The sequence below is a fragment of the Actinomadura luzonensis genome (genome assembly GCF_022664455.2).
GTDB classification, from domain to species: domain Bacteria; phylum Actinomycetota; class Actinomycetes; order Streptosporangiales; family Streptosporangiaceae; genus Nonomuraea; species Nonomuraea luzonensis.
Map to the genome: position 1 here is coordinate 682,458 of NZ_JAKRKC020000002.1, position 14,762 is coordinate 697,219.

Below are 14,762 nucleotides of genomic sequence, written 5' to 3' on the forward strand. Positions count from 1 at the left end.
GGCCGCTATGACCCACCCCCTCAGCCGGCGATCCGCCCTGCTGGGCACCGCGGCCGTCACCGGCCTCGCCCTGTGGGACGCGCCGGCCGAGGCGGTGAGCCGGGCGGCAGCGGACACCGCCGCCTTCGACGCCGCCCGCGAGCGGTGGGTCAGCCTGCTGGCCGGGGCTTCGTACGACGCCGCCTACCTGGAGAAGACGCAGGCGGTCGAGGGCTCGGCCAACGCGGTGCTGCGCAAGCTCGCCTTCGCCCCCGGCCGCCCGAGCCTCTGGCCGGACCTGCCCCTGGACGACCCGCGCACCGGCAACTTCAACCGCTCCTACAACCGCATGCGCACGCTGGCGCTGGGCTGGGCCACGCCCGGCACCGCCCTGCACGGCGACCCGCGGGTCGCCGAGACCGCGGTCAGAGCTCTGGACTTCCTGTACGAGCACGCCTACCACGAGAAGCTCGACCGGCGCGGCAGCAACTGGTACTGGTGGGAGATCGGCGTCCCGCGCGCGCTGACCGACACCTGCGCCCTGCTCTACGACGGCCTGCCCAAGGACCACCTCGCCCGCTGGCTGCGCCCCCTGCGCCGCTGGTGCCCCGACCCCGAGCGCCGGATCAGCCACCCCGGCGTCGTCGAGACCGGCGCCAACCGGGCGGGCAAGGCCATGGCGGTCGCGATGCGCGGCCTGCTCACCCACGACGCGCGCCTGGTCAGGCGGGCCTCCCGCGCGGTCGCCGACCTGCTGCGCACCACCAGGGGCCCCGGCGACGGCTTCTACCGCGACGGCTCGTTCATCCAGCACGACGTGTACCCCTACACCGGCAGCTACGGCGTGGACTACCTGGAGAGCGTCGCCAAGCTGATCGCCATGCTCGCCGCGTCGCCCTGGGAGATCCGCGACATCGACGACGTGTACGCCATCGTGGACCGCTCCTTCGTGCCGTTCGTCTTCGACGGGCTGATGATGGACTGCGTGCGCGGCCGGCAGATCACCGTCCAGGGGCACCGCGACCACCACTCCGGGCACAAGACGGTCGAGGCCATGCTCACCCTGCTGGACGCGGCGCCCCGGCGTTACGCCGAGCGCTGGCGGCCCCTGATCAAGGGCTGGCTCACCCGCAACCAGGCCGTCCCCTACCAGGCGTACGCGCCGCTGGCCGGCATCGCCAAGGCCAAGGCCCTGCTGGAGGATCCCTCGGTGCCGGCGGGCCCGCGCACCACCGGCACGTACGTCTTCGCCGACATGGACCGCGTCGTGCACCGCCGCCCCACCTGGGCCTTCGCCATCGCGATGAGCTCGGAGCGGATCGGGGCGGCCGAGGCCATGAACCTGGAGAACCTGCGCGGCTGGTACACCGGCGACGGCATGACCTACCTCTACAGCGAGGACCTCACCCACTGGAACGACGACCTGTGGCCCACCATCGACCCGTACCGGCTGCCGGGCACGACGGTCGACACCCGCAGGCGCGCCGACCTCCGGCACGGCAAGCGGCGCCTGCCGCCCACCCCGTGGGCCGGCGGCGTCGCGCTGGACGGCGAGTACGGCGTGGCGGCCATGAAGCTCGTCGCCGGCGGCTCCTCGCTGCGGGCCAAGAAGGCGTGGTTCCTGCTCGACGACGCGGTGATCGCCCTCGGCGCGGGCATCACCGCCTCCGACGGCCGCCGCGTCGAGACCGTCGTGGAGAACCGCAACACCCACGACGGCCACCCGCCCCTCACCCGGGGCGACGGGTGGCTGCACCTGTCCGGGGTGGCCGGTTACGCGCTGCTCGACGGCGAGGGCGTCAAGGTGATCCGCGAGCGGCGCACCGGCCGCTGGCACGACATCGACCAGGGCGCCACCACCGGCGGCGACCGGACGCCCGTCACCCGGCACTACACGACCGTCGTCATCGACCACGGGCGCGACCCGCGCAAGGCGCGCTACGCCTACGCCGTGCTGCCCGGCGCGTCAGTGGCGCAGACCGCCGCCTACCGGGGGCGGACGGCGGTCCTCGCCAACTCCGGCACGGTGCAGGCCGTCTCCCGGGACGACCTGGTCGCCGCCGTCTTCTGGCGGCCGGGCAGCGTCGAGACCGCCCTCGGGCCGCTCACCGCCGACGGCCCGTGCACGCTGCTCGCCCGCCGCGACGGCCGCCGGGTGCGCCTCGCCGTCGCCGACCCGTCCAGGACCGCGCGCGAGGTGCGGATCACGCTGCCCTGGCCGGTCACCTCGCTCGAACGGCACGACCGCGGCGTGCGCAGGACCAGGAAGGCGATCGAGGTGGAGGTCGCCGGCAGCCGCGGCCACGCCCGCACCGCGGTGCTGCGCGCCTGACCCGGCGGGCCGGGCGCGGGCGGCAGCGGGCGGGCAGCGGGCGGGTCAGGTGAGCTGGATGTAGTCCAGCTCGGCGTAGCCGGTGCCGCCCGCGAAGTACGGCGAGCCCTTGGCCAGCCGGATCACGTTGTAGCCGGCCCTGAGCGTGACGGTGGTGCTGACCGTCGCGCCGAACTGGCCCCAGCCGGCGGTCGGCGGGTAGCTGACCGTGCTCCACGCGCCGCCGTTGTAGGCCAGGCCCTGGGTGGCGGTGGCGCCGGTGCCGTTGGCGTAGCCGATCGTCATCGTGTACGCCCGCGCCGCCGGCACGTTGACCACGAAGTCGACGTAGCTGTCGGTGCGCGGCGTGCCGGAGTTGTCGATGCGGCCGACGTAGCCGCCGGCGGACGCGCTCGCGGCGCTCAGCCGCTGGGCGCGGAAGACCGAGGCGTTCTCCGCCTCGTAGCGCTGCTGGTAGGCCGGCACGCCGGAGGCCGGCTCGACGAGGAGCTGGTAGGCGCTGGTGGCGACCATGCCCGGCACGGAGACGCTCAGCCGGCCGTCGGTGACGGTGCGGGTGGTGGTGGACACGGTGGTGGGGGCGGCCACGGCGGTGAAGCGCCCGCTCGCGGGGGTGGACAGCAACGTCACGCGGACGCTGGAGCCGAGCGCGCCGAGGCCGGTCAGGTTGACCGTGTTGGTGCCCGCCTCGTTGCCGAACACCACGTTGACGATCCTGCGGGTGGGGTCGTAGGCGGCGAAGCCGTCCAGGCCGGTCTGCGTGGACGGGGTGGTGGCGACCATGGTGCCGGCCATGTCGCCGTACCACTTGTACAGCCACCACGTGCCGGTCGGCTGGCTGTTGCCGGTGACCAGGCCGTTCATGGTGCCGTACTCGTACCAGAAGGCGCGGTGCGCGGACTCCACGCCGCCCCGCTCGAACTTGGCGACGTAGCTGGCGACCCGGCCCGGCACGTCCACCTCGGAGGTGGCGGCGTACTCGTTGATCGAGACGCGGCGCGGGCTGATGCCGAGCGAGGACTCCAGGTTGCGGTAGTCGGCGAGGTCGGCGGCGATCCTGGAGGGCTCCACCAGCTCGTGCCAGCAGATGATGTCGGGCAGCGTGCCGGTGTCGCGGGCGTGGGTGAGGAACGTCTGCATCCAGGACCGGTTGTAGGTGGCGGTGCTGGGGCCGACGATCGGGGTCTGCGCGTCGAGGGCGCGGACGGCGCGGTAGGTGCGGGTCCAGCCGTCGGTGAAGGCGCCGGCGGCGGCGGTGTTCCAGGTCCAGTCGGGCTCGTTCCAGAGCTCCCAGCCGATGACGTTGGTCACGGTGGTGGCGTTGAGCCGGGCGCGGACCATCGTGTCCACCTTGGCCAGCCAGTCCGTCCAGCTCACCCACCGGTAGGGGAAGTCGGGGTAGATGTCCGGCATCCGGATGAACTCGCCCGCGCCGACCCTGGTGGCCTGCGGCGCGACCAGCAGCGAGTCGCCGCCGGGCGGCTGGCCGTTCGGCTTCTGGCCGACGCCGGGGGCGGGCTGCGTCAGGGAGTTCACCTTGATCGGCAGCAGGGTGGAGTCGGCGGGGCGGGAGTTCTCGGCCAGGCCGTACAGGCCGCCGGAGGCGACGTGGGTGACCGGGCGGAACGGCTGGGCGACGTTGACGGTGAGCGTGGCGCCCGCCGCGGCGGCGGGCAGGGCGGGCAGGGCGGCCACGGTCGTGGCGGCGGTCGTTGTGAGCGCTAACACCAGCGCTCGGACGCGTGCGCGCATTGTCACTCTCCTTCGGGGGGTCGGGGGGTGGAGACGGGCAGCCACACACGCATGGCCGCCGGGCCCCGCCGGGCCCAGGAGTGGTAGGGCCGCAGCGGGAGGTCGAACCAGCCGGCCCCGCCACCGGAGGCGGGCCGGTGGGCGGGCCGATCGGTGGTCCCGGGCCGGTACGCGGTGTAGGGCCAGGGCCGGTCCTGGAGCGCGGGCAGCAGGGCCCGGACGAGCGCGCCGCCGTCCGGCCCGGCCCGCACGCCGGCGCCCGCGTCGATCACGAGGGCGTCGAGGGCGGCCGGGTCCGGCAGGTCGCCCGACTCCGCGCACAACACCTCGGGGCCGCGCTCGACGGCGACGCAGCCGCGCACCGCGTCCACGCGCGGGTCCGGCCGGGTGAGCCGGGGCCGTACGGGCAGGTCGAGCGTGATCACCTCGCCCGCGCGGAAGGCCCGCCTGACCTCGGCCACGCCGGGCGCGACGGGCCGCACGCCGCCGTCGCCGCCGCCGTCGCTCAGCGTCGCCCCCTCCGCCCAGGCGGGGACGCGCAGCGCGAGCGTCCAGGGCGCGGCGGCGTCGGCCGCGATCCGGACCCGCACCGTCCCGGTCGCCGGGTAGCCGGTCTCGACCTCGACCGCCGCCTCCCGCCCGCCCGGCAGCGTGGCGCGAATCGTGGCGGGCGCGTACTGGTGGATCTGCAGGCCGTCGTCGTCGCTGGTGGCGAGGTAGCCGTGCAGGCCGGCCAGGGTGCGGGCGACATTGGTGGGGCAGCAGGAGACGTCGAACCAGGCCGCCCGGGTGCCGCCCTCGGCGCGCGGGCTCACCTCGTCCGGGTCGGCGGGCCTGCCCGGCACGCGCTGGTGGAGGGGGTTGGCGTAGAAGAACGCCCGGCCGTCGGCGCTCGGCGAGGCGGCGATGACGTTGTACCAGGTCCGCTCGATCAGGTCGGCGTAGCGCACGTCGCCGGTGGCCAGCAGCAGCCGCCAGGACACCATGACCGAGGCGACCCCGGCGCACGTCTCGCAGTAGGCGCGGTCCGGCGGCAGCTCCCAGTCCTCGCCGAAGCCCTCGTCCTGGTGCCGCGAGCCCATGCCGCCGGTGATGTAGGTGCGGCGCGCGACCGAGCGCTCCCACTGCCGCTCGACCGCGCGCAGCAGGTCGTCGTCGCCGCGCTCGACCGCCACGTCCACGGCCCCGGCGGCCAGGTAGAGCGCGCGGACGGCGTGCCCGCGCCACACCTCGGCCTCCCGGACCGGGACGTCGTCCTGGAAGTAGGCGCGGCCGAGCGGGATGTCGCGCAGCGTGCCGTGGCCGCGCCGGTCGAGGAACAGGCGGGCCTGCTCGACGTAGCGGTCCTCGCCCGTGGCCCGGCCGAACTCGGCCAGCCCGACCTCGATCTCCGGGTGGCCGCAGATCCCGGCGCGGCCGTCCGGCCCGAAGACGCGGCAGACGTGGTCGGCGGCCCGGCGCGCGAGGCGCACCAGGTCGTCCTCGCCGTGCGTGCGCAGCCGGGCGACGGCGGCCTGCAGCAGGTGTCCGGTGTTGTAGAGCTCGTGGCCGCCTTCGAGGTCGCTGTAGCGGGGCGGCCGGCCGGGATGGCCGTAGCAAGTGTTCAGGTAGCCGTCGGGGTCCTGGGCGCGGGCGATCCTGGCGGTCAGCCGCTTGATCGCCGCCTCGGCCCCCGGGTCGCCGCTCCGGTACGACTCCCAGGCCAGGGCCTCCAGCAGTTTGTAGACCTCGGAGTCGGAGAACGGCCAGCCGGGCCGGTCGGGGCCGGTGGTCCCGTCGGCGACCCGGTCGAAGTTGGCCAGCCAGCCGAGCCGTTCCATCCACGACTCGCAGTGGGCGAGCGTGGCGGAGGCGTTCACGGCCTGCCGCTCGTGCCAGAAGCCGCCGGTAAGGGAGACCTGGGCGAGCCCGAGCGGGCGTACGCGGCTGTGGGAGGGCAGCACGGGGCTGCTCATAGGGCGAGAACCTTTCTGGTCAGTCCTTCACGGCGCCCGCGGTGACCCCGGCGGCGATGTAGCGCTGCGCGAGGACCAGCAGGAAGGCCGCGGGAACGGACGCGATCACCGCGGTCGCCATGATCGAGTTCCATTGCGTGGTGTTGTTGCCGATGTAGCGGAAGATGCCGAGCGTGATGGGGATGACGTCGCTGTTGCGGTTGAGCGTGGAGGCGAAGATGAAGTCCGACCACGCCCACAGGAACGTGAACAGCGACACGGTGATCACCGAGTTGCGGCTCAGCGGCAGCACGATCGAGCGGAACGTCCGCCAGGTGCTCGCCCCGTCGAGCTGCGCCGCCGCCATCAGCTCGCCGGGGATGCCCGCCATGAACGCGCGGAACAGCAGCACCCCGAACGGCACCGCCAGCGTCGAGTCCGCCACGATCAGCCCCGGCACGGTGTTGAGCAGGCCCAGCCTGATGTAGATCGCGTAGAAGCCCATGGCCATGACGACCGCCGGGATCATCTGCGCGACCAGCAGCAGGAAGTCGACCGCCCGGCCGCCGCGCGGCCGCAGCCTGGCCAGCGCGAACCCGGCCGGCAGCGACACCGCGAGCGTGAGCGCGACCGTGCCGAGGCCGATGAACAGGCTGGTCGCCAGGGCCGGGAGCTGCTGGCCGAGCGCCGCCGCGTACCCCTCGAACGTGGGGTTCCACGGGAACCAGTGCGGCGGGTCGGCCCGCAGGTCGCCGGTCCTGGTGAGCGAGACGTTGACCATCCAGTAGACCGGGAAGAGCATCACCCCGGCCAGGACGACGCCCACGGCCGTCCGCCACCCTCTCATGGGGTCTCCTTCCGCAGGCGTACGTGCACCAGCCCCGCGGCGAAGGCGATGAGGATGAGCAGGTTGCCGACCGCCGCGGCGGGGGAGAAGTCGGGCTGCCCGGTGCCGAACGCCTCCCGGTAGGACCAGATGGCCAGCGTCGTCGAGGCGTCCGCCGGGCCGCCCCTCGTCATGATCCAGATGATGTCGACGACCTTGAGCGTGTAGATGAGGCCGAGCAGCAGCGTGATCGCCGACACCGGGCGCAGCAGCGGGAACGTGATGCGCAGGAAGCGCTGCCAGGCGTTCGCGCCGTCCAGGCCGGCGGCCTCGTACAGCTCGGCCGGGATGTTCTGCAGCCCGGCGTACAGGATGACCAGGTTGAACGGCACGCCGAGCCAGATGTTGGCGACGGTGACCGCGAGCAGCGAGGTGTCCGGCGAGGTCAGCCAGTTGATCTGGCCGATCCCGAACGCCCGCAGGGCCGCGTTGACGACGCCGTTGTCGCTGGCGAGCATCCACGACCACGTCGAGGCCGAGACGATCAGCGGCAGCAGCCACGGCACCAGGAACAACGCGCGAAGCACGGCCGACAGCCGGAAGCGGCGGTGGAAGAAGACCGCGAGCGCCAGGCCGAGGGCGTACTGGACGGCGATGGAGCCGAGCGTGAACAGCGCCGTGTTGCCGAGCGCCCGCAGGAACGCGCCGTCGGTGAGGATCGCGCGGTAGTTCTCCAGGCCGGTGAACTCCGGGTCGCCCTGGATGAAGGCGCGCGGCGTGTAGTCGTGCAGGCTCAGCTCGATGTTGCGGTAGAGCGGGTAGGCGTAGAACAGCAGCAGGTAGACCAGCAGCGGCGCGAGGAAGGCCAGCGCCGTCCACTGGAGCGGCCGCCGCGGCGCCCGGTGCGCGGGGCGGGCGAGCGCGGCGGCGGTGCGCGTGGAGGTCATGGAGCGGGTCCGATCAGTCGCCGATGGCCCGCTGGGCCTGCGCCTGGGCGTCCTTGAGCGCGCCGGCGGGGCTCGCCGCGCCGCTCAGCGCCTTCTGCACGCCGGTCCACAGGGCCTCGGAGATCTTGGGGTACTTGGTGCCGAGGTTGTCGCTGGTGCGGCCCTTGGCGCTGCGCACGGCATCCACCCAGGGCTTCAGGCCCGGCTCCTTGGCCAGGATGGCCTGCTGTCCCTCGGCGGTGGAGGGGATATAGTACGCGAACGTGGTGCCGGTCTCGACCAGGCCCTCGGGGGTGGTCATGCATTCGAGGATCTTCTTGGTGACGTCGTAGCGCTTGGTGTCCTTCTGCACGGGGACGGTGATGAACTCGCCGCCCGTGGGCGTCGGCGCGGTGCCGCCGTCCTTGCCCGGGATCTGCACGACGCCGGTCGGGAAGCCGGCCTTGGCGGCGCTGTCGATCTGCCAGGTGCCGTTCTCGGCGAAGGCGAACTCGCCGGTCAGGAACTCCTCCCAGGTGGTGTTCTGGGAGTTGCTGAGCACGGAGTTGGGCGCGAGGCCGTCCTTCAGCCAGGACGACCACAGCTCCAGAGCCGCGCCCGCCTGCGGGGAGTCGAGCCGGGTGAGCTGCGCGCCGGCGCCCCAGAACCACGGCAGGAACTGGAAGGAGCCCTCCTCGGTGCCGATGGCGGCGAACGTGATCGGCTTCTTGCCGGCGGCCTTGACCTTCTTCAGCGCGGCGGTGAGGGAGGCCCAGTCCTTGATCGAGGCGGGGTCCACGCCGGCGGCGTCGAGGATCTTCTTGTTGTAGTAGAGGGCGAGGGTGTTGGCGCCGATCGGGATGCCGTAGGTCTTGCCGTCCAGCTCGCCGGCCGCGACGAGGTTCTTGTCGAACCGGTTCACATCGAGGCCGAAGTCGGACATCGCGGTCAGCATGCCGGCGTCCGCCAGGGTCGAGACGGCGGGGTTGTCGAGCAGGATGACGTCGGGCGCGTTGCCCTCCTGCCCGGCGAGGAGGGCCTGGTTGGTGAGGGCGGTGGTGTCGTAGGCGGTGCGCTGGATGGTGACGCCGGCCTGCTGCCCGCAGGTGTTCACCCGCTTGGCCCAGGCCGAGTTCGCGTCGTGCTGCGGATAGGGGTCCCACCAGGTGTACGCGCCGCCGCCCCCGGACCCGGTGGGGGCGCCGCCCTGCGGCGGGGTGGAGGCGCAGGCGGCCAGGGCCAGGACGGCGGTCCCGATCACGACGGTGTGCACGGACGTACGGTTCATCCGACTCTCCAGTGTTAGCGCTCACATCGAGCGCCCTCGAACGGTCAGGGCGGTCTCCCCCGCGCTCAGCGGGGGAGCGGGGGTGCGGTGCTCCCGAGCGAGACCAGCTCGGGAGACAGGAAACGCACGACGAACGGCTCCGCGCGCGCCGCCTCGGACTCCACGCGGCGGACGAGCTGGCGCACCGCCATGGCGCCCAGGCGGTCGGGCGCGCTCTCGATGTGCGAGTAGGGCAGGGAGAAGGTCGCGGCGAACTCGGCGGAGTAACGCCCGATGACCGACAGGTCCTCGGGCACCCGCAGCCCCCGCGCGTAGGTGACGGAGGGCAGCGCCGCCGCGGCGGCCTCGTTGTTGACCAGCAGGCCGGTCGCCGCCGGGTAGGCGTCGAGCAGGCCGTTGAGCAGGCGTCCCACGGCGGGTTGCCGGGACTCGCCGTACACGGCGTGCAGGGTCACGCCGCGCTGGCGGGCGCGTTCGAGCGCGGCGTCACGCAGCCGCCACACGTACGCGCCGCCGCGCTCCACCACGTGCTCCGGCTGGGAGACGAGGATGAGCTCGCGGTGGCCGAGCCGGTGCAGGTGGTCCACCATCACCCGGCCCGCCTCCTCGAAGTCGAGGTCGAACACGTCGAGCCCGGAGCAGTCGCCCGGCAGCCCGACCAGCGCGCCGGGCTGCGGCGCGGCGCGCAGGATGGGCAGGCGGGCGTCGTCCTGGGCGATGTTCAGGAGCACGACGCCGTCCACCATGCGGGAGTCGGTGACCCGGCGCAGCGCCCGCACCCCGTCGGCCTCGGTGACCAGCAGCGTGTCGTAGCCGAGGTCGCGGGCGGTGTTGGTGACGCCCAGGATGTACTGCATCATCGCGGGGGCGAACTCGTCCTCGTGGAACTGGGCGAGCAGGCCGAGCACCTTGGTCTGGGCGGTGGCGAGCGCGCGGGCCCCCGCGTTCGGGGTGTACGCCAGCGCCTCGGCCGCCGCGAGCACGCGCCGGCGGACCTCGTCGGAGATGGGACGCTTGCCGGACAGCGCGTACGACGCCGTGCTCCGGCTCACCCCGGCCTCCCGGGCCACGTCCCCGATGGTCGCCACGCGCGCTCCTCGATCTTGTCGAACCGGTTCGATGAACCGGTGGAGAAACCCCTCACCGAAGGCCGGTTCACCCGACGGAGAGGAGCGAGATCGTCCTCGTCCCGGCGAACCGGTTCAACGATGCCCCCGACGATCGCCCCTGAGAGGGCCGACCGTCAAGGCCGCGCGTCCTCGGCGATACCGAATCGTGACCTGCCGGAAACCCGCCACGCCCGATCCGGCAATCCGCCCGAAACCCGCGCGGCTCCGGAGCGTCGCGACCGTGGTACGCGGTCTCAGGCGCCGGTCATGCGCCAGACCTGCACGTCGCCGAGTGCGGTGACCGTGGCGAAGGACCGGCCGGTCGGGCTGAAGGACAGACTTCCCGGGTACTCGGCGACTTTGCGGCGAGCCGTAACGTCGATGACCCGGGTGGTGTCGGGCTCGCCGCAACTGGACAGGAACCGGCCGTCGGCGCTGAAGTCCAGGCCGTAGACCCGCGTGTGGTCGTCGCGGAAGGTGGCCTTCAGCTCCAGTGTCCGGGCGTCCCACAGGGCGATCCTCTTGTCCGCCGCGACGGCCGCCAGCCTCGTGCCGGACGGGTTGAACGCCAGGCCCCATACTCCTTCAGGGGTTGCGGTCAGAGCGCGGATGTAGGTGTGGTTCCTCAGGTTCCACAGGTGGACGTGGCCGTCGGCGCTGCCGGCGGCCAGCAGTTTGCCGTCAGGGCTGATGCCGAGCGACCAGATGCGGCCGTTTCCGTCGCGCCGCAGGGCGGTGATCCGGCGCTGCCTGGCGAGGTCCCACAGGATGACGTCGCCGTCGTCGCCGCCGGTCGCCATCGTCCTGCTGTCCGGGCTGAAGGCCGCCGCCCATACAGGCGCCGGATGAGCCGGGTTGAAGGTGAGCCATCGCCCTGTCGGCCGGTCCCAGAGGCGGATCGCCCGGTCCCCCTGCGCCCAGGCGGCCACCAACCTCCCGTCCGGGCTGAACACGGCTGGACGGAGCGTGGCGGACGCGCTGCCGAGCCTGAGCACCTTGCCGGCGCCGGTGGACATGTCGCGCAAGGTCAACGTCCGGTCCGTGCCGCTCATGGCGAGGATCGTGCCGTCCGGACTGAACCGCGCGGCATCGAAAGGGCCTGGGATCGTGAGGAGACGCCGGCTCCGCCAGGCGGTCGTGGCGGTCGTGGTCACGGTCCTGGCCGTGGCCGGGCTAGCTGACGCAGGCGCGGACGGTGGCGGCGAGGTGACGTGCGCGGACGGGCGGGCCTTCGGAGAGGCGTCCGGGACGAGGCTCCAGGCGGTGACGGCTATGACGAGTGCCCCAAGTGCGGTGAGCGGGACGGGCCGTCGCCACCCTCCCAGGCCGGAAGTCCTGCCGGTGCCCGATCGCCGCATACGCCGGCGAGGCGGATCGGCATGCCGCCGCGGTCGCTCCAGGACGCCCGCCCGGTTGGCCGTCAACGGCATTCGTTCCGCGTCGCCCGTCAGCCGCCGCTCCGGGGTGGAAAGGTGGGCGATGCGCATCCGATGCCGTAACGCCTGATAGAGATCCTCGATGGTGAGAAGGGCCGGGCCGTTGTCGATGCCTTCCCAGAGCAGCCGCAGGAGCCGCCCGCTGAACGCGGTGTGTTCCTCACCGGGAAGAATTTGCGAGACCTGGCTCTGCCCGGCGGAGGTCAGCACATAGGCGCCCTCCACCTCCAACTCCGCCAGCGAAGCACCCGAGGGCCCGCCGTACATGCTGCGTGAGAATGCTCGCCCGGAGAAGCAGCAGTCGAGAATGATGATTTTCACGCGAGCGGGGCTGCGCAGGACGGCGTCGCGCAGTTTTCCGTATTCGAGGGCCGAGAAATCCGGCGAATCCCAGACTGTTCCTGGCAGTGCCAGATAAAGGTCCTGTTTACGTCCACTGACCAGGCCGTGCCCGATGTAGTGAACGAGAAGGAGATCTTCAGCGGCCCGTGCGGAGACGGCGAGGCCGTTACCCACGCTCTCCAGGCCAGGTGCGTCGAGAAGCACGGCGCAATGGCGGCGGGGCACCACGCCCGCGTGGGGATCGGTGTAGAACGCGCTCAGGTCGCGCACGGTCGTGGCGACGGCGGGCAGGTCCGCCAGCTCCGGGTCGGCGTACCTGCTGCTGCCGATCAGCACGATCCGCGATCGCTTCGGGTCGGCCGGGCGCACGTCTACTCCTCGTGCCGAGCGAGCAGCGTGCTGCGTAACGCCTTCTCCACGCGCCTGCCGTCGACGTTCTTGGCGTCGACCTCGATCAGCGTGCCATCCGGCTTGCGTATCTTGACGCGGACGTCCGACCTGTGCGGCTGGGCCAGCCAGGCCCTGAGCGAGGTCATGAGAGCGGTGAGCGCGCCGCCGGAGGAGACGGCCACCAGGGCCGTCTCGCTCATCGCGCCCATCTCGCCGGGAGCGGGCACAGCGCGCCTCAACCGCACTCGGCCGCGCAGTGATTTCTCCTCCGACAGCCAATCAACCAATGATTCGAGTTCCTCGATCCCATTGGCACTGTCGATGGTCAGGGATATGTCCACCGTGGTCCTTCCGAACTGCGAGAGGGGAAATTATCACGGTGGACATCGGGCGGGCGGCTTTACCGCGGAGATGGCTGCATATCGTACGCGTCCGCTGCGGCGTGGCCGCTCGGCGGGACGCTCGGGCGGCCTGCCGCGACGTCGCGTCAGACGGAGCGGGCGGTGCGCGGGCCGCTGAGCCCCCAGGTGACGATCTTGGTGGGGGTGATCCTGATGATCTCGCGGGACAGGCCAGGCAGCGGCGGCTCCTGGTCGGCGAGGGCCACCGCGGTGCCCCGGATCTCGATGCCGCGGGGCGTCCACGGGTCGGCCGAGGCCAGGTCGTCCACGACGAACGCGACCGTGCTGCCCTGCTGGACGTTGCGGAACTTCTTCGTCCCGCCGAGCGCGCCGCCGCCGATGACGATCGTGCCGGTGCCGGCGTCGAGGAAGAAGTTGGTCGGGTTGACCTGCACCTGTCCGGCGGGCGAGACGGTGGCCAGCCGGCCGAGGCGCTGGGTGGCCAGGTAGTCGAGTTCGGCCTGGGTGAAGGTCATGCGGGCGGGTCCTTCCGTCGCTCCTGCCGCGGCGGTCGCCGCGGGCGTGCCTTTCTATCGCATCCGCTCAGCAGGCCGCGCATGAGGGTCGGCTGCCCGCAAGTACGCAGAAGTCGCGGCAAGCGTGCACTTGTACGCGGTGCCGCCCCACCAGGCTCACCTACCTTCGGTCGCGTTGTCCCGACGCGCCCGGCGCCGCCGCCTCCGCCGTCGCGTCACGTTCCAGCGCTCACGCGAAAGGCGCGTGAGCGTACCCGACCCGACTCACGGGGGACCAATGTCCACAATCAGTACGAACCGCCGGATCACCTCCGCGGCGTCCCGGCCGTGGCGGCGCGCGGCCCGCCTGTCGGCGCCGGTCCTGGCGCTGGCGGCCGCCCTGCTGGCGGGGGCCGGCGCGCCCGCGAGCGCGGCCGCCCCTGGCGACGACGCCGATCCGGCGCGGACCGCGGCCACGGCCACCGACCCGGGCCTGTGGTGGATCCAGATGAACGGGTTGTCCCTCCAGGACAACGCGGTCGCCGGGGTGCGCCTGACGCAGGTGCCCTCCACCGCCAACCCGGTGTTCTTCGGCGTGTTGTGGCACTTCACGCCCACGCCCGCGGGGAACGCCTACGTCGTGGAGAGCAACAACGGCGGCTGCCTGGACATCGCGGACGGCATCTCGAAGTCCCCCGGCGCGGGGATCGAGGTCCGGCAGTGCGACGGCACGATCAGCCAGCAGTGGGTGACCCCGTCCCACGGCGGGGCCAAGTACGGCATGACCAACGTCTGGAGCGGCCTGGCCGCCACCGTCAAGGGGCCGGTCGTCGCCGGCGCCAAGCTGCACCAGCGGCCGGTCGGCGAGGCGAACCAGGTGTTCGACATGCCGTTCTTCGGTTTCTGACCGGGGGACGACGGCAAGGAGGGACACGCGCACCCCGTGCGCGTGTCCCTCGTCGTGCGGGGCGGGGCTCAGCCGCCGTAGTAGTCGCGGATGTCCCAGAAGCGGGAGGGGTGGCCGTCGCAGGTGTACTGCACGGCCTCCAGGTTGTTCGCGGTGCTGACGCCGCCCGCGATCGTCAGGCACTTGCCCGTCTGCACGTTGCGGAACTCGACGGACTCGCCGAGCCGGTTGCCGAGCGCCCAGTAGCGCGAGGGGTGGGTGTCGCAGGTGTACTGGAGGGCGACCACGTTGTTCTCGGTGCTGACGCCGCCCGCGATGGTCAGGCACTTGCCCGTCTGGCGGTTCCTGACCTGGAGGTAGGCGCTGGAGTAGCCCCAGATGTCCCAGCGGCGCGAGGGGTGGTCGTCGCAGGTGTACTGGACGGCGTGGACGTTGTTGTCGGTGCTGACGCCGCCCGCGATCGTCAGGCACTTGCCCGTCTGGCGGTTGACGAGCTGCACGTTCGACGCGGCCCAGACCGACGCGGACGACGACGTCGCCGCTGCGGACGCGGAGGCGGCGGCGGGAAGGGCAGCGGCGGTCGCGGCGAGGGCGAGCAGGGCCGTCGTGGCGGCGGCCGCGCGGAGGATGTGTCCGTTCATGTCACCCAGCGTGCGGGCCCGGCGACGGCGGGGCATGAGTAAGG

At 72.6% G+C, this 14,762-nt stretch carries 12 protein-coding genes; 2 read left to right on the forward strand and 10 right to left on the reverse strand.

Annotated elements, in window-relative coordinates; all coding sequences use genetic code 11:
- Positions 1-7: 7 nt before the first annotated feature.
- A complete protein-coding gene (locus MF672_RS33330; protein WP_242381624.1) occupies positions 8-2,311 on the forward strand; it encodes a polysaccharide lyase 8 family protein in 2,304 nt (767 codons plus the stop codon).
- Positions 2,312-2,356: 45 nt separating this feature from the next.
- On the opposite strand, the gene MF672_RS33335 is transcribed toward MF672_RS33330, so the two are convergent.
- From MF672_RS33335 to MF672_RS33375, 9 genes are all read right to left on the reverse strand, one after another.
- A complete protein-coding gene (locus MF672_RS33335) occupies positions 2,357-4,063 on the reverse strand; it encodes a carbohydrate-binding protein (RefSeq protein ID WP_242381625.1) in 1,707 nt (568 codons plus the stop codon).
- A gap of 2 nt (positions 4,064-4,065) precedes the next feature.
- On the reverse strand, positions 4,066-6,018 hold the full coding sequence (locus MF672_RS33340) for a glycoside hydrolase family 127 protein (RefSeq protein WP_302893322.1): 1,953 nt from the start codon (positions 6,016-6,018) through the stop codon (positions 4,066-4,068).
- A 19-nt stretch (positions 6,019-6,037) separates the two neighbouring features.
- A complete protein-coding gene (locus MF672_RS33345; RefSeq protein ID WP_242381626.1) occupies positions 6,038-6,844 on the reverse strand; it encodes a carbohydrate ABC transporter permease in 807 nt (268 codons plus the stop codon).
- A complete protein-coding gene (locus MF672_RS33350) occupies positions 6,841-7,770 on the reverse strand; it encodes a carbohydrate ABC transporter permease (protein ID WP_242381627.1) in 930 nt (309 codons plus the stop codon). Before MF672_RS33350 ends, MF672_RS33345 begins: the two co-directional genes overlap by 4 nt.
- A gap of 13 nt (positions 7,771-7,783) precedes the next feature.
- Positions 7,784-9,037, reverse strand: a complete 1,254-nt coding sequence (locus MF672_RS33355) for a sugar ABC transporter substrate-binding protein (RefSeq protein ID WP_242381628.1) — start codon at positions 9,035-9,037, stop codon at positions 7,784-7,786.
- Between the two features lie 65 nt (positions 9,038-9,102).
- Positions 9,103-10,125, reverse strand: coding sequence for a LacI family DNA-binding transcriptional regulator (locus MF672_RS33360; protein WP_242381629.1), 1,023 nt, complete (start codon positions 10,123-10,125; stop codon positions 9,103-9,105).
- Between the two features lie 275 nt (positions 10,126-10,400).
- Positions 10,401-12,293, reverse strand: a complete 1,893-nt coding sequence (locus MF672_RS33365) for a WD40 repeat domain-containing protein (protein ID WP_242381630.1) — start codon at positions 12,291-12,293, stop codon at positions 10,401-10,403.
- Positions 12,294-12,295: 2 nt separating this feature from the next.
- Positions 12,296-12,655 (reverse strand): effector-associated constant component EACC1, encoded by a 360-nt coding sequence (locus MF672_RS33370; protein ID WP_242381631.1) that lies wholly within the window; start codon positions 12,653-12,655, stop codon positions 12,296-12,298.
- A gap of 146 nt (positions 12,656-12,801) precedes the next feature.
- Positions 12,802-13,191 (reverse strand): PPOX class F420-dependent oxidoreductase, encoded by a 390-nt coding sequence (locus tag MF672_RS33375; RefSeq protein WP_242381632.1) that lies wholly within the window; start codon positions 13,189-13,191, stop codon positions 12,802-12,804.
- A gap of 277 nt (positions 13,192-13,468) precedes the next feature.
- Between MF672_RS33375 and MF672_RS33380 the strand changes: the two genes are divergently transcribed.
- Positions 13,469-14,077 (forward strand): RICIN domain-containing protein, encoded by a 609-nt coding sequence (locus tag MF672_RS33380; RefSeq protein ID WP_242381633.1) that lies wholly within the window; start codon positions 13,469-13,471, stop codon positions 14,075-14,077.
- 68 nt (positions 14,078-14,145) lie between these two features.
- On the opposite strand, the gene MF672_RS33385 is transcribed toward MF672_RS33380, so the two are convergent.
- Positions 14,146-14,718 (reverse strand): RICIN domain-containing protein, encoded by a 573-nt coding sequence (locus MF672_RS33385; protein WP_242381634.1) that lies wholly within the window; start codon positions 14,716-14,718, stop codon positions 14,146-14,148.
- Positions 14,719-14,762: the final 44 nt, after the last annotated feature.